Annotated in this window: 14 protein-coding genes; 11 read left to right on the top strand and 3 right to left on the bottom strand. The window is 69.0% G+C overall.

All coding sequences use genetic code 11. The features are described 5' to 3' along the window. The first annotated feature begins 322 nt into the window (after window positions 1-322). From AB0I73_RS11285 to AB0I73_RS11255, 7 genes are all read left to right on the top strand, one after another. Complete coding sequence (locus AB0I73_RS11285; RefSeq protein WP_109379586.1) at window positions 323-883, top strand: RNA polymerase sigma factor; 561 nt, start codon at window positions 323-325, stop codon at window positions 881-883. After that, window positions 880-1698, top strand: coding sequence for a zf-HC2 domain-containing protein (locus AB0I73_RS11280; RefSeq protein ID WP_363036068.1), 819 nt, complete (start codon window positions 880-882; stop codon window positions 1696-1698). The genes AB0I73_RS11285 and AB0I73_RS11280 overlap by 4 nt, the downstream gene beginning before the upstream one ends. Before the next feature lie 28 nt (window positions 1699-1726). Continuing rightward, window positions 1727-2536 (top strand): ABC transporter ATP-binding protein, encoded by an 810-nt coding sequence (locus AB0I73_RS11275; RefSeq protein WP_363036066.1) that lies wholly within the window; start codon window positions 1727-1729, stop codon window positions 2534-2536. Further along, a complete protein-coding gene (locus tag AB0I73_RS11270) occupies window positions 2533-3930 on the top strand; it encodes a hypothetical protein (RefSeq protein ID WP_363036199.1) in 1398 nt (465 codons plus the stop codon). Before AB0I73_RS11275 ends, AB0I73_RS11270 begins: the two co-directional genes overlap by 4 nt. Then, window positions 3927-4502 carry a hypothetical protein gene (locus AB0I73_RS11265; RefSeq protein ID WP_363036064.1) on the top strand — a complete coding sequence of 192 codons (576 nt, stop codon included), beginning with the start codon at window positions 3927-3929 and terminating at the stop codon, window positions 4500-4502. The genes AB0I73_RS11270 and AB0I73_RS11265 overlap by 4 nt, the downstream gene beginning before the upstream one ends. A gap of 421 nt (window positions 4503-4923) precedes the next feature. Beyond that, window positions 4924-5499, top strand: coding sequence for a recombinase family protein (locus AB0I73_RS11260; RefSeq protein ID WP_363036062.1), 576 nt, complete (start codon window positions 4924-4926; stop codon window positions 5497-5499). Between the two features lie 192 nt (window positions 5500-5691). Further along, complete coding sequence (locus tag AB0I73_RS11255) at window positions 5692-6321, top strand: hypothetical protein (protein ID WP_363036060.1); 630 nt, start codon at window positions 5692-5694, stop codon at window positions 6319-6321. A 197-nt stretch (window positions 6322-6518) separates the two neighbouring features. Here the strand turns inward: AB0I73_RS11255 and AB0I73_RS11250 are convergent, their stop codons facing one another. After that, complete coding sequence (locus tag AB0I73_RS11250; protein WP_363036197.1) at window positions 6519-8267, bottom strand: acyl-CoA dehydrogenase; 1749 nt, start codon at window positions 8265-8267, stop codon at window positions 6519-6521. Between the two features lie 881 nt (window positions 8268-9148). Between AB0I73_RS11250 and AB0I73_RS11245 the strand changes: the two genes are divergently transcribed. Next, window positions 9149-9673: a hypothetical protein gene (locus AB0I73_RS11245; RefSeq protein ID WP_363036058.1), complete on the top strand. Its 525-nt coding sequence runs from the start codon at window positions 9149-9151 to the stop codon at window positions 9671-9673. Between the two features lie 295 nt (window positions 9674-9968). Beyond that, the gene (locus AB0I73_RS11240) at window positions 9969-10256 is read left to right on the top strand and encodes a hypothetical protein (RefSeq protein ID WP_363036210.1); all 288 of its coding nucleotides are present in this window, start codon (window positions 9969-9971) and stop codon (window positions 10254-10256) included. A gap of 52 nt (window positions 10257-10308) precedes the next feature. Here AB0I73_RS11240 and AB0I73_RS11235 read toward each other — a convergent pair whose 3' ends face one another. Continuing rightward, on the bottom strand, window positions 10309-11967 hold the full coding sequence (locus AB0I73_RS11235) for an N-6 DNA methylase (RefSeq protein ID WP_363036056.1): 1659 nt from the start codon (window positions 11965-11967) through the stop codon (window positions 10309-10311). A gap of 427 nt (window positions 11968-12394) precedes the next feature. Next, the gene (locus tag AB0I73_RS11230) at window positions 12395-14449 is read right to left on the bottom strand and encodes an NPCBM/NEW2 domain-containing protein (RefSeq protein WP_363036054.1); all 2055 of its coding nucleotides are present in this window, start codon (window positions 14447-14449) and stop codon (window positions 12395-12397) included. 386 nt (window positions 14450-14835) lie between these two features. Between AB0I73_RS11230 and AB0I73_RS11225 the strand changes: the two genes are divergently transcribed. After that, on the top strand, window positions 14836-19452 hold the full coding sequence (locus tag AB0I73_RS11225; protein WP_363036052.1) for an RHS repeat-associated core domain-containing protein: 4617 nt from the start codon (window positions 14836-14838) through the stop codon (window positions 19450-19452). Continuing rightward, window positions 19449-19772: a hypothetical protein gene (locus AB0I73_RS11220; protein ID WP_363036050.1), complete on the top strand. Its 324-nt coding sequence runs from the start codon at window positions 19449-19451 to the stop codon at window positions 19770-19772. The genes AB0I73_RS11225 and AB0I73_RS11220 overlap by 4 nt, the downstream gene beginning before the upstream one ends. The last annotated feature ends 215 nt before the right edge of the window (window positions 19773-19987 follow it).

The raw sequence follows: 19987 nt of genomic DNA, 5'->3' as shown, positions 1-19987 counted from the left end.
GAGGACACGAGGAGCACCTCGGAGCGGACGGACCGGGTCCGGAGAACGGCTGCAGCGGTGTGGTCACGCATGGCCGGACTCCCCTCACGGTCGCGAACGCGCGACCCCACATCGAGGCAGCGCCTGCTCGGTGCCGAGTGTAGGGAGGGGCGGGCGGACGGAGCCACGGCTTTTCACGAGGGAGGAGGCCGACGTCCGGACCGGCGAAGCCACCGCTGCGCGACGGGGAAACGTCAGTCGGGGGGAACCGCTCGCTTTTCCCCATGTGGCGGGGATCACGTCGGGGGGAAAACCTGCGGCGCGGCTCGGGCGTCTAGCGGGTGTGAGATCAGTCAGGGCAGCGCTGCACGAGGTGGACGAGGAGCGTCTCGTCCGGCTGGTGGCGAAGGACGACCGTGCCGCGTTCGAGGAGTTGTACCGGCGTACGGCGCCGTGGCTGGCGGTGCGGCTGCGCCGCCGGTGTGCGGACGAGCAGATCGTCGCGGAGGTCATGCAGGAGACCTACTTGGCGGTGTGGCGCGCGGCGGGCGCGTTCGCCGGGGCCGCGGTCGGGGGGACTGCCACCGGTTGGCTGTGGACGATTGCGGCGCGCCGCCTGGTCGACGCGTTCCGGCGCAGGGCTCACCACGCGGAGCCGCCGCCGGCCGCCGCCGTGCCCGACGCGGCGCCCGCCGCCGAGGAGGAGGCGCTCGCGGCGACCGTCGGCGGTGAAGTCGGGGACGCGCTGCGGTGCCTCGCGCCGGAGCTGAGACAGGTACTGCAGGCCATGGTGCTCGACGGGCTGTCCGTCCGGGAGACCGCGGTCCTGCTCGGGCTGCCCGAGGGCACGGTCAAGACCCGTGCCCGCCGGGCCCGGATCGCGATGCGGAGGGCGCTGGCGTGAGTGGGGAACATCCGTCGACGCGGATCATCGGAGGTTACGCGCGCGGCGGCACGGACCTCGCCGCCGACGAGGTGTGGGCCGTGGAGGCTCATCTGGAGATGTGCCGGGTGTGCCGTGACCGGCTGTCCGCCGCTGTCGGGGCCGAGGTGCCCGCCGTGGCGTCGCTGGTCGACACCGTGTGGTCCGGCCTCGAACCCCGGCTGGCGGTCACCGCCACGATGCCGCGCGGACGGCGTCGGCCGGCGCGACTGTCGAGGTGGCTGACGCCCACGATGGTGCCGTGGCTGGCCATGGTCGTGGGCGTGACGCTGCTGGCCCTGCTGCTCGACCTGGCCGGCACCGGTTCCGGCGAGGTGTCGCTGGTGCTGCTGTTCGCGCCGATCCTGCCCGTGCTCGGCGTCGCGGCGTCCTGGTCGCGCGGTCTGGACCCGGCGTACGAACTGACGGCCTCGGTGCCCCGGGCCGGACTCCCCCTGGTGCTGCGGCGCACCGCGTCCGTGCTCGGCGCGGTCGTCCCCGCGCTGCTGGCGGGCGGATGGGTGACGGGGGTGATGGTGGCCCAGTGGCTGCTGCCCTGTCTGGCCTGGACGGCGGCGACGCTGGCGCTCGGCGGTGTCCTCGGTGTGACCCGCGCTGCCGTCGTGCTGGCCGTCGTGTGGGCCGCCGTGGTCGTGGCGCCGACCCTGGCCACCAGCCGTACGACCTTCGCCCTGCAGACGGGCGGTCTGCCCGTGTGGGGGCTGCTCCTCGCACTCGGCACCGGTGTCGTGATCGCCCGCAGGGGCGCGTACTCCGTGCCGGGAGCCCTTCGGTGACTATCGGACCATCGGAAAGGAACACCACATGACGTCCGCCGTGAGCGCGGCCGACATCGCACCGACGGCCTACGCCTGGGAGATCCGGGCCACCGGGCTGAAGGTCAGGGTCGGCAGGAACCGAATGGCCGTCGACGGCCTCGACCTGTCGCTGGGCACCGGCGTCCACGGGCTCCTCGGCCCCAACGGGGCGGGCAAGACCACCCTCATCCGGACCCTGGCCACCGTACTGCGCCCCACCGAGGGCACCCTGGAGCTGCTCGGCGAGCCCGCGGGCGGCCGGGGCGAGCACCGTGCGCTGCGCCGCCGAATCGGCTATCTGCCGCAGGAGTTCGGCTACTACAAGCGTTTCACGGTGCGCGAGTTCGTCGAGTACATGGCGTGGCTGAAGGAGGTGCCGAAGGCGGAGATCCCCGCGGCGGTGCAGCGCGCCGTGGAGCGGGTGGGTCTGGCGGACCGCGCCGACGAGAGGATGAAGGCCCTCTCGGGCGGCATGGTGCGCAGGGTCGGCATCGCCCAGGCCATCGTCAACGACCCGACGATCCTGCTGCTGGACGAGCCGACGGTCGGTCTGGACCCGGCGCAGCGGCTGCGCTTCCGCGAGCTGCTCCAGGAGTTGGGTACGGACACCTGTGTGCTCGTCTCGACCCATCTGGTGGAGGACGTCGCCGCCGCCTGCACCGACGTGGTGCTCTTCGCCGAGGGCCGGCTGGTCTTCCAGGGCCCTCCGGACGAGCTGGCCTCGGTGGGCGGCCCCGAGCACGCGGGGGACAGCCCGCTGGAGCGCGGCTACTCGGCGCTGCTGCTCGACCCCGAGCAGGGAAGGGGCACATGGTGAACGTCCGCGTCCTGCGCATCGAACTGAAGCGCTCCGTCGCCCCGTGGGCCGGCGCCGTGGTCCTGACGGCGGCGGCGGCGTTCCTGTACCTGGTGAACGGCGGGTGGTGGAGGGGCACCACGGCCTGGACGGCCCAGTGGACGTCCATGGCCCTGTGGACCCGCTCCCTGCTGTTCTACCTGTGGCCGCTCGCCGTGGGGCTCGGGGCGCTGCAGGGCCTGCGCGACCACCGCTCGAAGATGACCGAGCTGCTGACGAGCACGCCGCGGCCCGCCCGGCACCGCGCGGCCGCGCTGGCGGGCACGACGGCGATCACACTGGCCTCGGCCTTCGCGCTCCTCGTCCTCGTGGGCGCGGTCCAGGTGGTCGCCCACACCGAGTACACGCACCTCGGGTGGCTGCCGATCTCACTGGTGGGGGCACTCTTCCTCGTCGCGGGCGCGGTACTGGGCATGGGAGCCGGGCGGGCCCTGCCGTCCGCGCTCACCCCGCCCGCGCTGGCCATGGGTGCCTTCGTGTTCACGGCCCTCATGCACATGTCGTTGGGCCGGACGGAGACGGTCACGCAGGAGGGGTACCCGAGCACGGAGCCGAACCGCATCTCGCTGCTGTCGCCGGCAGTGGAGGAGGTGCGCGATGTGCTCGTCACCCTCTCCGCCTCCGTGCACGTCGGGCAGACGATCTGGCTGCTCGGCATGGCCGCGACCGGCTTCGCGCTGCTGGTCGCCACGGGCCGGCGCGCCCGGCTGATCGCCCTGACGCCCGTCCTGGCGGGCGCGGTGCTCGCCCTGCTCGTCCTCCCCTCCGACCCGCGCCGGATGTACGTCGTCGACGAGGCCGCCGCGGAATTGGTGTGCGACGGCCCGGTGTGCGTGGCCAAGACGCACCGGACACGACTCGCCGACCTCGCGGGTCCCGGCAAGGAGGCACTGCGCCTGCTGCACGGCGCCCTGGGCGACCGGGCCCCGGTCTCGGTCCGGGAGAACACCGCCGTACTGCCGGACGGCGCCATGCCGCAGTGGTCCGGCAAGACCGTGCTCTTCGACTTCGACGACGGCGTCATCGCCGCCGCGAAGGGCGAGGAACTGACCCGGGCCCTGATCGCCAAGGCCATGGTGCCGGGGTGCACCCCTGTCGGCTGGAGCGGCTGGGGGAACAAGGACTTCGCGCGGGCCGTCGCGGTGGGTTGGGTCCTCGGGGACCTCAGGCCGCTTCCCGGCACGGAGTCGGCAGGTCTGCGCAGCGAGGTCGAGGTCAAGACCCGCCCGGTGTGGAAGGAACTCACGGCGCTGCCGCGGGCCGAACAGCTCTCGCGGATCAACGCGATGCGCGCCGCCGCGCTCTCCTGCGAGGGCGACGCCTTCGAGGCTCTGTCCGGCGGTGCGTCCCGGTGAGATGGCTGACGCTGTACGCGCGCTCGCGTCAGGTGCCCGCGTCGCTCGCCGCGGTGGTGGTCAGCACGGTGGCGGCGTGGGCGCTCTCCCGGAACGGGGGCGGGGGGCCCGGCGATCCGCGGCTCCCCGTCCTCCTCCTCGCCACGGGGGCGATGGCGGCCTCGATCGGGCTCAGCGGGCAGGACCTCGCACTGGACCGGACGGCCGCGATCCGCTGGGTGCCCCGCAGAGCGGCGCACGTGCTGCTCGCCGGCGCGGTCGTCGGCACGGCGCTGCTCACCGTGCAGGCCATGGGCGAGGACATGGCCACCACCGCGTTCGTCGTCCGGGACAGCGCGGGCCTGATGGGCCTGGCCGCCCTGGGCGCGGCGCTCGCAGGCGGCCAGTACGCGTGGACGCTGCCGTTCTCCTGGCTCTCGTTCTCGTTCTTCGCCCCGCCCCCGACGAGTGTGCCGACGCAGGTGGCGTCCTGGATGCTGCTGCCCCCCGGCACGGCGGCGGGCACCTGGACGGCCCTGGCCCTCACGGTCACCGGCACCGCGGCGTACGCCCTCGCGGGACCACGACGGTGACCGGAGTGGGCCACGGCGCTCACGAGGGCTGGGGCAAGGAGCGGCACGTCACCAACCGGTGAGCGTTGGACAGGCCCGACCCATGGGACAGCGGCCGCACCACCAGCCTGTCGAGCACGATCCCGGCGGTAAGCAGGGGACCCCGGCGAGCAGCGGCGCGTGCCGCAGGGCGCGCCGGGCCGGTCCCGTCGGCTCAGGGCTCGGGGACGCTGATTTTTCGCCTCCTGAGCCCCGCGAGGACATCGCCGACAGTGCGGTTTGCGGTACCGGAGACCGTGCAGCGTCTACCCGGACGCCGCCTGGGCGGTCGTCTCGCGCACCTCGCCAGGCGCGGGCCGTCCCGGCTGCCGCCCGACCCCGTCGTCAAACGATCGTTCGACGACGGCTAGGGTCGGATCCGTCCACAGGAGCGGGGAGCAGCATGGCCAATCCGGCCTACAAGCGGGTGTCGACCGACCAGCAGTCGACCGACCGTCAGAACCCCGTTCTTGCCGAGGCCGGCACCTCCAGCCGCCTCCACCCGCTCCAGCGCCCGAAGTCCGGTGAGCTGCTCACGTACGCGCGGCCGGGCGACACCGTGCACATCTCCGAGATGTTCCGCCTGGTGCGAGACCCGCAGCACATTCTCGACGTGCTGGACGTCCTGCACCAGGGCCGCCTCGCCCTGCGCATCCACGACAGCGCGTTCTCCGCAATGGACCTCACCGCACGCCACCCGCGCACCGGAGAGCTGCTGTCCACCGCGAAGTTCACGGTGCAGACCCACGCGGCCACCGGAGAACTCCATCGGGACCTCCATCGGGAACCGACCTACGACGGGCTGCGGGCCGTCGAGGCCAAGGGCAACAGGGGCGACCGCCGCCCGGCCGTCAAGGCCGAGAAGACCGACGTCGTGCACGCCGCGTACCCGGGCGGCCAGACCATCACCGGCCTCGCCCGCCAACACGGGGTCAGCCCCGGCGCCGGTGCGGGCTCTGTATGCGGACACCGTCCGTGACACGGATCTGCAGCGGATTACTGCCGCGCCGAGTCGGGGCCTGAACGACCGGGCGCACCCCCTGCGCCATCCGATGCACGGTGAGGGAACGGCTCGGTTCATGGCTGTCCGTGCCGTCGGGGTGAGCGTCCTGACCGTCCTCTTCGAGCCCGTCGTCCAGTAGTGCCACCCATGCCAGGAGGGAGGATTTCGATGCGTTTCCTGGTCCCGGACGATCCGGTGTTCCTCGGTATGTTCATCGGGATCGAGCAGCCTTTGTTGTACAACCTGTATTACTTCTACCGAAATGATCTGAGTGATGGACAGGCCCTGTTGATCCGCGCCGCATATGACAGGTGGGGCGAAATCCAGCAGTGTTTTCCGTCTCAGCTCCAGTGGCAGGCCTTGGTCCCGGCGGCCCCGGGGCAAGGGGACCGGAAAGGCTGGGCCCTGCACGACTCGCGGGGCCGACAGCTGACGTGCCTGTACTCCGTGGACGTTCCGGCGGAGCATCTGCACACCCTGCGGGCCTGCCACACCATGCTCGCTCGAGCGGAGCAGGCAACCGGCCGGCTCACCGAGGCGCTCGACGAACTGGCGGAGGAGACGAACATGCGGTGTCTCGTCGACAACTTCGGACGCGTACTGGATGTGATGGAGTTCAAGGCGCCGCCCGGCCTGCTCAAGGCCGTCGGGCGCGGAGCGCAGACCGGGCCGGTGCCGGCCATCACGCTGGATGCGGCGCAGGAAGCCGAGTATCAGGACTTCTGCGGACGCGTCGTGTACGCCTTGAGCGCCGGTGACGGGTTCACCCACACATCTCACCGCGCGCTGTACTCCTGAACCCGGTGCCCGAAGGGCCCGTCCACGCGTTGTCTCGGGACGCGCCGAGGCATGCGGCGAGTACCGACCTCCGTACGTGCCTCACGAATGTCCGAGGGATCGTCAGGCACGTACGGCAACCGCTCTCACAGGACGTTGTCGGCAGCGAGGGACCTTGCTTCAACCAGCCGCAACGAGGCCCGTCAGGTACGCAGAAGTCATGGCAGGGCCGACGTGAGGCTGCTTGAACCGTCCAGGTGCAGTATGGGGTGGCGGTCCAAAAGTCCGTGAGGTACGGAGAACGCCTCAACCATCTCCAGCGCATGAGGTGCGAGGTCCGTGATGACACTCTCGATGACGTCTGGCAGGACCAAGACCTGATCCGCAGTGAGACGCCCTTGCGCCAGCAGGTCGCCGCTGTGGGCGGCCACTTCTCGAAGGGCGAAGAGGCCGTGCAGGTCCACGAGCAGCGACCGGGCGCGTGCTGATGCGGCTTGGGCGGACGCACTCAGCAGAGCCTCGGCGGCCAGACGATGGGCATGCGCGTCGACGAGCTTCAGGGCCGGGGTCACCGTTGCGTTCCACCGCTCCAGGGGTGAGCGAGCCCCCTTGGTCCGCAGCCGCGTACGCGCCCGCTCGTGCCATATCCGCTCTACGTCCGCCAGGAGGTCCTGCAAGTGCTGCGGATCGCGCAGCGAGCGCCCTTCGGGCAGTGTCTCATTGGCCGGTTTCGGGGTGAGGCCCCCCAGAAGCATCTCCCCTGCCGCCTTGGTCCAGATGACAAGATTGTCCCCCTCGGCGGTGATCGTTCCCTCGTTGGCGGCCAGCTGGAACGTTATGCCGTTGGCCAGAGCGAGCCCTTGCGCACCACACCTCTCACGGCACTCCGTCATGACGGTCCGGGCCCGCCAGGTGATCCACCCCTTGGCGACGGCTATCAGCCGTTCGCAGTCCTCACGGTCAGCCTCCGTGGACCGGCTCCACTGTCGGACGACGGACCGGTGCAGCAACGTGGCTGCGTAAGTCGAGGCAAGGGCGTCCAGGAGCGGTGTGTGGTGGCTCCGATGTGACATCAAAGGCACCCGCTGCCCCTTGGTCATTCCTGCTGTCTGCCGGTTGTGGGCGTGCCGCACGGCGATACCCAAGGCATGCCGTGTCACTCCCAGGCTGTAGGCGCTCATGCAGAGTTTGCCCATGGTCACACGCCCGATGGAATGGAGGAACCGTTTACGGCTGTTGCCCAGGGAACTGACGAACCGGCCGTCCGGGTGGAGTCGTCCGTGTTCCCCCTGCAGCATGGCGGTGAACGGCAGGGGGACGCTGTGGAACGCTGTGGTGCAGTGATCCACGGGAGCGCTTCCGGTCTGGGGCAGGTCCCAGACCTCAACACCTGGCAGATGCTGCCCGTTCTTGTCGCTGAGAGGGGTCAGAAACAGGAACACGCCCTTGTCGTCACCGTCAACGATCAGTCGGGCCGCGACGAGTGCGTCCTTCGCGCCGCCTACGGAGCTGGTGTTGGGCATGAACTTTCGGGCGCCGTCGGACGGGGTGTCGAGCACGAAGCCGCCTGACGCTCGATCGAACGTGGCGGTGGTTTCCATCTGGGCAGCGTCATTGCCGTGCGCCTGCTCGGTGCACAGGAAGGTCCCCAGACGCTCCATCTGGAGGTAGGGCGTCAGGTCCCGGTCCTCGTGGTCGTGATCCAGGAGGCTGCCGAGGAACAGATTGAAGTGGATGCTCGCGATCGTCGCCATGCCGGCATCGGCGACCCCTGCCCATTCATGCAACGCGGTCAGGGAAGCGGCGTCGGCAACCAGAGCCCGAGCATCGGGAACAGCCTCATTGACCAAGTGGAGTCGCTGGTAGGACAGTTCGGTGCGCTCTCGATGCGTCAGCCCTTCCTGGAAGGCGAAGGGAGCAGAGCTGAACAGCTCGCGCCATGGCCCATGGAGCTGCTCAGCCTGCATGCCGAAGAGGGTGGCCCGGAGCGCGGACAAATCGCTGCACTCACTGGAAAGTTGAAAGTCGATCACCCAGAGAACGTAGCTCAAGCGAACGGACGCCACAGCATGATGATCAACACGATTGAGACAGCTCGAACGGCGGTAGTTGCCCGCTAAACATAACTGACAGGGCGAACCCGCTCCCCTTCCAGAGCAGCGGCCTGATCAATCAAGCGGCACGCCCTGACCGTCGGTAGCGGCCATGGCCTCCCGCACCCACACTCGGCGACGTCGCATTTGCACTCGTTGCAGATGGTTACACCGCCCTGGTCCCCTTGTCCGCGCACGCACCGCGCCATGCACGGACGTGAGGAGTTGCGGTACAGGATGGAGCGCCAAGATTGATCTTGGTCTCTGACCTGGCCCGGAGAGACCGGCCGACTCCTTCGCGCTTCACCTCGCCTCAGCATGAGAGTGGAAAAGGCTCAGCGGCTCGACGAGGCCCCCTCATCGGCGGCGACACTCTCATGCCGGACCATCGAGGGGCGACAGAAGGCCTGCTGCATCTCGTTGCGCACCGTCCCGTCGGATGTCCGGCATCGCCGCTCATGCTCAGCAACTCACACCGGCGATGGTGCACACGACAGCAAGCGATATGACGATCTGTTGACATTACTAACACGCATGGGTCATGCTCCCCTCGAAAACAACGCAGCCACCCGGCTGCGCCCTGCGCCTCAACGGCCGCGGCCCCCGGACACCACGGGAAACCCGGCGATGCCTCGGCGTCCCGCAAGAGGGCGACCCCACGAGGGTCACGAGTAAGCGCGCTTTGCTGATACCCGCTGCCCGAAACGTTCCGGCAACAACGCTCCTACCACCACCGACCGTCCCCGGGGGGAATCGTGAATCCGCAGAACCAGTGGCAGCACCCAGCCGACATACGACCGCTGCACAAGCGCAAGAGACTGTGGGCTGTCGGCGCGGCTCTGTTCACCTTGGGGGCGATCGGCGGCACCCAGTCCGCGCAGGACGAGGTCGACGCCGCTCAGGCGCTGGCCGCCAAGCCCGTGCCGACCATCACAGCCACGGCAACTGCCACGGCCACGGCAACTGCCACCGTAACCGCCACTCCCAAGCCGGAACCCACCCCCACGGTCACCAAGACCAAGAAGGTCACCACACCCGGCCCGACCGTCACCGTCACCAAGACCGCCAGGGCCGCCGGATCCGGCACCAGCGGCAGCGCCGGCAGCGCCGGCAGCGCCCAAGGCTCCGGAACCTGCTCCATCGTCTCCAACGCGGGCAACTGCTACCAGGCAGGGCAGTACTGCCGGAACAGTGACCACGGGGCCACGACGACGACCGCGAGCGGTGCTCGGATCAAGTGCGTTTACAGCTCGAACTCCTGGCGTTGGACCTACTCCTGACGGACGACGGCGGACGAAGGGCCACCGAGCGGGCCTGGAGGCCGACGCCCACGGTGATCTTGGTGCGCAGTCGGACGACGGCGAAGACCGACTCGAAGTCGGTCGCGCCCTCGCAACGGGACACGCGGACGGGAAACTTGGTGAACTGGTGCCGAGCGCTCACGGCAGCCGCACCCCTGCCCCGGCACTCTTCCTTCTGGTGATTGTCGTCCGGCACGACGACGCCTGCACCTGAGCCGCCAAACGGCCGTACACGACGAACGCGGAGACCAGGGCCCTGGAGGTCCGCAACGTGGTGGCGATCGAGCAGTTGACGCCGCAGCTGGAGAAGGCCGCCGCCGCTGCCGGTTCCCTGCCGGCAAGGCCCCTCCCCATCGGTGACCGTGAGGAACGGCAGCTGTGGCAGCGCGTGACCGGGCGCACCCACCGGCTGTGGCTCGACTACCGCGGCACCGAGGAGATCCTGACGTGGTCCATCGGGCCCCTGAGCCCCGTGACAGTGGATGACCCGGGCGAGGAAACGGCTGCGCTCGTGGCACGTGTGCGGGACTGGATTTTCGGTGTGTCGCCGTGCTGGGCGTGACGGCCGGTGCGGTTCCGTTCGGCCGGGAGGTGACGTTGGTCGTTGCGTCCGGTCAGTCGCCGGGCTTCAGGGCGCCGTTGCTGACCCCGTCCCGCGCCAGTGCGGCGATCTGCCGGCTGAGTTCGGCCACCCTTCGCGACCGCTCCTCGAACTCCCTGAGTGCGCCGAAGACCGCTCCGTAGCGGCGCTGTACCGCGATGTCCATCCGGGGGATGCGGGCGCCCTTGCCGTCGAACCGGAAGGTGCCGCTGGTGGTGGTGGAGCGGCGGCTGTTGACGGTGCTGTACAGGAAGCCCTGGAGGAAGTCCGTGTCGAGTTGGTCGCTGACCGAGACCGGTTCCGGGTCCGCGTACTCGACCAGTCCGGCCCTGACGAGGTCGGCGACGCTCACACTGGCCCCGTCGAGGGGGCCGGGTCCCTCACCGGCGACCAGGGTCGGGAGCAGTTCACCCAGGCGTTGCAGCTGCTCGGCCAACTCGCGGTGCAAGGCGTCGTATTCGGTGACGAAGTCGCGGTGGGACCCGTCGACGTGGCGGCCCGGGGTGAGGTCCACCAGATCGTCCAGCAGGTCGATCTGAGCGACATCGGTGACCTGCTCGGGGCGCGGCTCCAAGGGCCCGTCCGGATCGTTGGCCGTGAGGTCGACCATGCGGACGGTGGCGGCGGTGTCGTCCGGTGTCCGTGGCCGCCGCAGCTGCCACAGGTGCACGGGCAGGGAGTGCGCGGCAGCCGTGCCCGGGGGCAGAGCGGTGACCTGGGTCAGGATGCCGCGACGGACGAGCTCGGCACGGATGCGACGGCCGGCCTTGCGGTAGGCGACCGACGCCGGCATCACCATGACGACCCGGCCGCCCGGCGCGGTGTGCGCGTAGGCGTGCTGGAGCCAGGCGAGCTCACCCTCGGCCCGGGAGGGCGTGCCGAGTTCCCAGCGCGGGTCGAGGAGCAGGTCCTCCCGCCCCCAGTCGGTGTCGCTCACCGGCGGGTCGCAGACGACGAGGTCTGCCTTGAGGTCCGGCCACTGGTCGGCGCGCAGGGAGTCGCCCTGCCTGACCTCGACGGGAGCCGGCTTCGCGAGCTCGGCCCGCCATCGCGCGAACCGTGCGCTGTGGGTGTCCACTTCCTGGCCGTACCGCCTGCTGCCGCGGTTCGTCCCGATGGTCAGGAGGAGGGTGCCGATTCCACAGGCAGGGTCGAACAGCACCGCGTCGGGCGCGAGGTCACCGGCGCTGTGCCGGACGGCACGGATGACGCGGGGCGAGGTCACCTGATCGGATCCGGCCCGCCGCACGGACTCCGTGAACCGCTCGGCCAGCCCGTTCACCACGTCGGCCGGGGAACTCTCCTCCGCCATGCGGTGGGCCAGGCGGACAGCCTGCGCCGGCAGTACGGACGGCTCCTCGCCCCCGGGGGCGGCGAGAGCCTGCGCGACGTCCGCGAGCCCGCCGAGGATGTCGTCGCCGTAGGCTCCGCGCAGCACCTGCCACAGCTGGACCTCGTCGGTGACGTCCTGTCCCTTGTGCTGTTTGTTCAGCCACGCCTGTACCTCGGCCAGGTCGAAGAGAGGGCTGTTGGCCCCGCCTCCGGCCGGAGCGGGGAAGTCGTCGTACCGCCGCCTCCAGTTGGACACGGCGGCTCGAGTGACACCCGCGATTCGAGCGATCTCGGAACCTGTCACCAACGGGTTCGTCGGAGTGGCCGGGTTCTGTGGCATGCCTTCCACCGTACACAGCCCGCCTGTCTGCATCAATGCAAGGCGACCGTTGACGACGTTAACGAGACATATCCCCCTCAGCACTCCAGTAGCGCTCCAGCCCGGTTTCGTACTCCGACGCGGGTGCGGCGCCTGTCCGTGAGTGCGCACATGAGCTGCCGGAGCCGAGCGTCTCGGGTCGGCGGGAAATCGGGCGCTGCGGGATGGCCCATCGTGGGGTCAGGAGCACGGCCACAAGGTTCCGGCACGTCCCGAGGAGGACCGGGAGGACCGGGAGGACCGGGAAGACCGGGAAGACCGGGAAGAGGGAACGATGGCGGCGGCGGCGCGGACACTCCAAGCCGAACTCCCCTCCCCAGCCCCGGACACGCGGTCCCGGCATGCAGACGGTGACCGGGCCCGACGGCGGGTCCGGCCACCGGAGTTCTCAGCAGGTGATCTTCAAGTCCGCCCAGTCGGCGTGGTCGTACTCGTTGCCGTCGCCGCCGTCGGTGACGACCAGCGTGACGGTCCGGGCGCCGCTCACCTCAGCGGTGAGTTGCTGCGCGTCCTGGGAGTTGGTGAGGAGGCCGGTGGCGGCCGCACGCTCGCCGTCGGCGCGGATCTCGAAGGCGACGGTGCCGCGTGTCCCCGTCTCGTCGTCGAGACCGACCAGGGCCGTGACCTGTTCGCAGCGCCCCGCGGTGAAGTACTCGACGCGGCTGTGGGCGTGCACGCCCAGGCCCTTGTCCCAGGTGCGGCCGCCGATGGTGAGCGTCCCGCCGTCACCGGCCGCCTTCTCGCCGTTGCTCCGGTCCTTCTCCACCGGCCCCCAGCCGTTGACCGCTGTCAGCGGTGTGAGGTCGCTGAGGTAGGTGGTGCCGTCCTCCGGCGCGACGGCCACCTTCACCTGGACCGGGGAGACGGAACGGACCTCCCGGCCGGACGGCGTGCGGTACGTCGTGGTGAGCTTCAGCTCGTAGGTACCGGGGTCGGCGCCCTCCGGAACCCTCGCCCGCCACGTGGTCCGGAACTCCGCGCCACCACGGAGCAGCGGGCTTCCCGGACGGGAGTCGGCCTTCGTCCGCCACCCCTCGGGGCCGGTCAGCGCGAGGGAAACGGAGTGCACCGGGCGGCGTCCGAGGTTCGCGGTCACCGCGGTGAGCCGTGCGCTGTCACCCGCCTCGGTGATCGCGACGCCGCCCGCTCCGGAGTCCACGGCGGGCGGCAGCTGGGCCCAGCCGCGGTCCGGGCCCACCCGCACCAGCACGGTTCCGTGTCCGGGGACGGTCGCGGAGATCTCGCCCGCCGTGTGGGTGGAGCGGTGCTCCCACAGGTCCCGCACCCGATAGCCGGCCGCGTGCGGCAGGCCGACCGTACGCGCCGTGGTGGAAATCCGCTGCGGTCGGTCGCTCTCGTTGAACAGGGCCACCGCGCGGCTGCCGTCGGCCAGTTCCTTGGCCACGACCCAGCGGCCGCCCTCGGAACTGATCACCTTGCCCTGCTTGCCCAGCTCGTCCTGGTCGACGGCGATGACCTCCTCGTTGGAGAGGATGTCGAAGGCCGACTGCGGCGCCGACCGGAGGTCCGCGCCGATGAGCAGGGGCGCGGCCATGATGGACCACATCGAGAAGTGGGTGCGGTACTCGGTGTCGGTCATGCCGCCGTTGCCCACCTCCAGCATGTCCGGGTCGTTCCAGCCGCCCGGGCCCGCGTACTCGTCGAGGGGCAGGTTCTCCTTCATGATCGACAGCATGGAGTCCCAGTCGTCACTGATGTCCCCCGTGGTGCGCCATGACTGCCCGACGCCCCTGGCCCATTCCCAGGGCTTGTTCTCACCCCACTCGCAGAGGCTGTAGAGGATCGGACGCCCGGTGGCCTCCAGCGCGTCGCGCATGGTCGTGTAGCGCTGCTTCGCGTCCACGCCCTCGTTGTTGCAGTTGTCGTACTTGAGGTAGTCGACACCCCAGTCGGCGAACTGCTGGGCGTCGCTGTACTCGTGGCCCAGTGCGCCGGGGAAGCCGATGCTGCTGCACGTCTTCGTTCCCGCGCTGGTGTAGATGCCGAACTTCAGGCCCTTGCCGTGCACGTAGTCGGCGACGGCCTTGATGCCGTGGGGGAACCGCGCCGGATCGGGCACGAGCTTGCCCTCGGCGTCGCGCTGGGGCAGGGCCCAGCAGTCATCGAGGTTGATGTACTCGTACCCGGCGTCCTTGAGCCCCTTCTCCACGAAGAGGTCGGCCATGCCCTTGACCAACTCCTCGTCGAACTCCGCTCTGCAGTGGGTCGAGTTCCAGTTGTTGAACCCCATCGGTGGTGTCAGTGCCAGGTGGTCGTCTATGCCCGCCGGGGCCGCGGAGGAGGCACGGGCTTCCTCCGGAGCTTCTGCGGCCGACGCCGGTGTGCCGAGCGCGGTGGCGCACAGCAGCCCTGCGGCGAGCGTGGCGAGCGCAGTACGTATGGGAGTGCCGGACCGGGTTCTCCACCCGGGAAAGTGAGTCATCTGCATGTCTCCCTCGTCAGGCGTCCTGAATCGTTCCCCTGGTGCGACTGCCGAGTGAAGAGGCTACGGGCTGTTGGACTTTGTTGGAAGAAGTTCGACGACGAGCGTTCTTTCAACCGTTCCGGAGAGACCGTCACAGGCCGCACCTTCATGGGCGTGCGCCTGCACAACCCGGTGACCGGCCGCCCCGCCACAGGCCGAGTCCGGGAACCTTCTCACCGACGTGCATCTGGACGATCATGGAATTGCGACGCTTCACGACACCGAGGAAGGCCCCCACCACCGAACCGTCCTCGAGGAAGCCGATCTTTCATCGAACTAACGCGCCATGTAAGTTCACGTGTGCATAAGGGTGTTGACGATGTGCGTGTGACGGGGGTTGCGGCATGGTGGGCCACAGGCCGAGTGACTGGCATGTCCTGGACCTGGACAGGGACCCCACCCCCGGCGACCCGCAGCGGGTGCGCAGACTCGCCAAGGTCCTGCACGACTTCGCCGACGACGTCTCCGAGGCGCTGCGCCTGGCCAAGGGCATGGCCGGCGAGGGCACGCTGGCGGAGTGGGCGGGCAAGTCGGCCGCCGTGTTCAAGGAGGAGTTCTCCGGCGTCCCGAAGAACCTGCGGAAGCTGGAGAAGTCCTACGGGATGTGCGGCGACGCGCTCGCCGCCTACTGGCCGAAGCTTGAGCGGGCCCAGGCGCTGGCGGACAAGGCGCTGGCCAAGGCGCGCGAGGCCCGCGCCGATCTGTCCTCGGCGCAGTCGAAGCTGGCGTCGGCGGAGTCCTGGGTGGGACGGGCGACCAGGGAGGCCGACAAGTACAAGGACGACCCCACCGGGTCGAAGTCGGACGCGGACCAGCCCGACGAGGCCAAGGTGCGGGCGGCGACCCGGGACGTGCGCAACGCCAAGTCCGCCCAGGCCTCGGCCCGCTCGGACGTCTCGGATGCCCAGGACGCGCTGGCCGCGGCGAAGAAGATGGCCGCGGACGCCCGGAAGATGCGCGAGGAGGCCGCCCGGGACGCGAAGTCGAAGATCGACGAGGCCTCCGACGCCGGTATCCAGAACCGGTCCGTGTGGGAGGAGGTCGGTGACTGGTTCACCGACAACTGGGACACCATCGTCGCCGTCTGCAAGGTCGTCGTCGCGGTCGTCGGCATCGTCGCCCTGATCATCGGCGGCCCGATCCTCGGCGCCATCGTCCTGATCGCCGCCCTGGTCGTGCTCGCCGACACCCTCCATAAATATTCCAAGGGCCAGGCGTCCCTGTGGGACGTGGGGCTGGCGGCGCTGGACTGCATCCCCGGCATGAAGGGGCTCACCACCCTCGGCGGACTTGCCAAGGGCCTCAAGGCGTTGGGCAAGACCGGCCTCAAGGGGATGACACTCGGGGTCAAGGGATTCGGCCCGCGTCTCAAGGGCCTGGGCCGGCAGATGAAGAGTCTCTTCACCTGTGGCGACCCCATCGACATGGCCACCGGTCAGATGGTCATGTCGATCACCGACGTGGCACTGCCGGGTGTCCTGCCTCTGATCGTCGAGCGCAGCCACCGCACCGGGGTAAAGGCAGGAGGCTGGTTCGGGGCGAGCTGGACGTCCACTCTGGACCAGCGACTCCTGCTCGACGACGACGGCATCCGGTTCGTCAGCGCCGACGGGACCGTGCTCCAATACGCGATCCCGGAACCGGGCGAGCCCATGAGACCACTGGTGGGCCCCAACTGGTCGCTCGGCTGGGACGGCACGCCGGATGCCGACATGACGGTTTCCCAGTCCGAGACCGGCGTGACACTGCACTTCCGCCGCGTGCCCGGTGGCCGCGTGGCAGAACTACCGCTCTTCGCTGTGAAGGACCGCAACGGCAACTCCATTGAGCTGCTCTACGACGCAGACGGTTCGCCACGCGAGCTGGTGCATCACGGCGGATACCGCCTCGGCATCACCACTGCAGCGGGGCGTGTGACCGGCCTGTCCCTTATCAGTGCTCCCGATCAGCCCAGGCTCCTGTCGTACGAGTACGACGGCCGTGGTCACCTCGCCGGAGTGCTCGACTCCTCGGGTGCCGCGCAGCGATACAGCTATGACCAGGATCGGATCACCGGTTGGCAGAGCCGGGGCGGGTACTGGTACCGCTACACCTACGACCTGGTCGGCCGCTGCGTACGAACGACCGGCGACGGCGGCGTGCTCGCGTACACCTACGAGTACGACGAGGACACGCGTACCAGCGTGGCGACGGACTCGCTCGGCCACTCGATCACGTACACGTTCAACGAGGACTGCATGCCCCTCCGGGAGACCGACCCGTTGGGACATACGGTCACCCGGAACTGGGGCGAGGACGGGCGACTTATCGCGCTCATCGACCCACTGGGTCGCACCACGGGCTTCAGCCACGACGCCCAGGGCAACGTCACGCACATCATCCGTGCCGACGGCAGCGTGGAGCGCAGGGAGTACGACGAACACGGTCAAGTGTCGAAGGTGGTGCGGCCGGACGGCAGCACGTGGGAGTCGGCATACGACGACCGAGGCAATCGTGTCGCGGTCGTCGATCCCCTGGGTGGGACCACATCCTTCACGTTCGATGACAACGGGGCACTCACCAGCATCACCGACGCCCTGGGCGTCCGGCAGCGAGCCCTCGTCAACAATGACGCGGGCCTTGTCATCGGCCAGACGGATCCGCTGGGTGCCACGAGCACGTTCGTACGAGACGCTTTGGGGCGGATCACCGAACTCACCGATACGTTCGGGCAGACCACGCGGGTCGGCTGGACCCTGGAAGGACGCATCGCCTGGCGTCACCTCCCCCAGGGGACGTTGGAGCACTGGTCCTACGACTCCGAGGGCAACCCGCTGGAATTCCGCTCTTCGAACGGCCGCCGCACGAGCTATGCGAACACCCACTTCGATCTCTGCTCGCTGCGGGAGAGCGAGGACGGGAACCTCGAGCGCTACGAGTACGACACCGAACTGAGGCTGCGGAGTGTCACCAACGCCATCGGTCAGAACTGGACCTACACGTACGACGGTGTCGGCAGGCTCATAACGGAGACCGACTACAACGGCCGTACGCTGACCTACTGCTATGACGCGGCGGGACAACTGGTCGAGCGGACCAACGGGGCCGGCGAGACGACACGGTTCCGTCACGACGTGCTCGGCAACATCGTCGCCATGGAGGCGGGCGGCAGCACCACCACCTACGAGTACGACCTGCTCGGTCGGCTTGTCCGGGCTCGCAACGCGGACGTCGAACTCACCCGGGAGCACGACGTGGCGGGTCGGCTGCTCGCCGAGTCGTGGAACGGCCGGGAAGTGCGGTCCGAGTACGACATCACCGGGCGTCGTACTGCCCGCAGGACTCCCAGCGGGGCCACGACCAGGTGGGCGTACGACTTCGAGGGCCGCTCGATGGTCCAGGGCATGGGCGGACACGAGGTCGCCTTCCACTACGACGTGGTCGGCCGCGAGATCGAGCGGGTCCTGGGAGAGGCCACGCGCCTCACCCACGAGTGGGACGCGGACCAACTGCGCACCACCCAGAGGGTCGTCACCAGTGCCGGAGAAACCAGGAAGCGCGTCTTCCAGCACAGGGCGGACGGCCTGATGTCGTCGGTGACGGACGCCGTCCGTGGCGAACGAGTCTTCGAGATCGACCGTGCCGGGCGGGTGACGGCCGCACGGGGCGGGGCCGGATGGGACGAGGACTATCAGTACGACGCCGTGGGCAACCTGATCGGCTCCAGCACCTCGGCACCGCTGGGCGACGAGGAGAACGGGCCCGGTGACCGCACGTACTCGGGCACCGTCATCGAACGGGCCGGCCGCACGTTCTACCGGCACGACAGGCAGGGGCGGGTGGTCCGCCGGGTGACCAAGCTGCTGTCCGGCGGCAGCCGCGAATGGCGTTACGTCTGGAACGCCGAGGACCAGTTGACGGACGTTCTGACTCCGGACGGTCGCCACTGGCACTACGTCTACGACCCCGTCGGCCGACGGATCGCGAAGCAACTGCTGGCGGAGGACGGTACGACGGTCCTGGAGCAGGTGTCCTTCTTCTGGGACGGGGACGACCTGGCCGAGCAGACGGACGGGGCGGTCAGCCTGTCATGGGACTGGACCGGTGGGCAGGTCCCGATCAGCCAGCGGGTCCGGGGGACCGGTCCGATCGGGCCGGACACCCCACAGGAGCAGATCGACGAGCGGTTCTACGCGATCGTCACCGACCTCCTGGGCACTCCCACGGAACTGGTGGACCCCGAGGGGGGCGTCGTCTGGACGCAGTCGACCACGTTGTGGGGCGTGCGCGTCGCAGCCTCCGGTGGCAGCGGCATCGAGTGCCCGCTGCGGTTCCCGGGTCAGTACTTCGACGTGGAAACCGGGCTGCACTACAACCATCACCGCTATTACGAGCCTGGCACGGCACGCTACCTGAGCCCGGACCCCCTGGGCCGAACACCGGCGCCGAACCACTATGCGTACGTCAAGAATCCGCTGCAGTGGAAGGATCCACTCGGGCTGAAAGCCCCCTGCACAGTGGATCTGTACCATGGCACCTACGGAAACGCCGCCGACAACATCACCGCCCATGGGATCAACCCCAATATCTCGCCCCGAGAGATGGACTTCGGATTCGGTGGGTTCTATGTGACGAATGACCCACGACAGGCCCTGGACTGGGCGAAACGACTGGCGAGAAAAAACAACGATGTCCCTGCGGTGCTGCACTTCCGAGTACCCAAGAGCGAGCTGGACAAGCTGAACAGCAAGATCTTCGATGGTCCGAGTGATGAGCTTTCCGACTTCATCAGACGTCACCGCCTGGACCGAACCGGCGCTGACATGCACAGCTACGAGATGGTTGAAGGGCCCATGCTCCGGAACGTGGGGCCTTTCAAGAAGGGGGCGGACGGCGTGTTCAACGGACACCAGATTGCGATCTACTCCGATCGCGCTGCCCAACTGTTCGACAATTCTCTACTGCGGAGGCTGGGTCCATGACGAGGACGGAAGAGTTCCTTACGGTACTCGACGAAGGAATGCTTCAGTATTTTCGAGAAATCGCCGACGAACTGGTCGGCCGGTTCGGTATGTCCCGGGCCGAGGCCGTTGCACGCATCAATGCGGCATACGAAGGGGCTGACATCGACCCTTATCCAGATCTCATGTGCCATGAAGAACCGGATTACTGGGCCTACGGGCTCTACTTCCAGGACAAGGGTGGAAGAGTGCCGCACAGTGGGTCCACCGAGGACCTCTCGCAGTGGGAAACGCGGCCTGCTCCTCCAAAGGGCTCGCACGTCTGGACACTCACCGAGTGAACGCCTCGGACCGAGGCCCTTTGGCAGGCAGCACCTCGGCAGGCCCGTTCGGATCACCCGGCGAACTCCTCACTGACTCCGGCAACCGGCCTGGACGTCTACTTCGCCAGCCCGCAGTCGCCCTGGCAACGGCCCGCCAACGGGAACACGAACGGCATCATCCGCCGCTACCTGCCCAAGGGCACCGAGACCACCGACCGCCAGCCCTACCTGAC

The sequence above is a fragment of the Streptomyces sp. NPDC050388 genome (assembly GCF_040655635.1).
In the GTDB taxonomy this organism is placed as follows: Bacteria; Actinomycetota; Actinomycetes; order Streptomycetales; family Streptomycetaceae; genus Streptomyces.
This window is presented reverse-complemented; position numbering and strand designations above follow the sequence as displayed.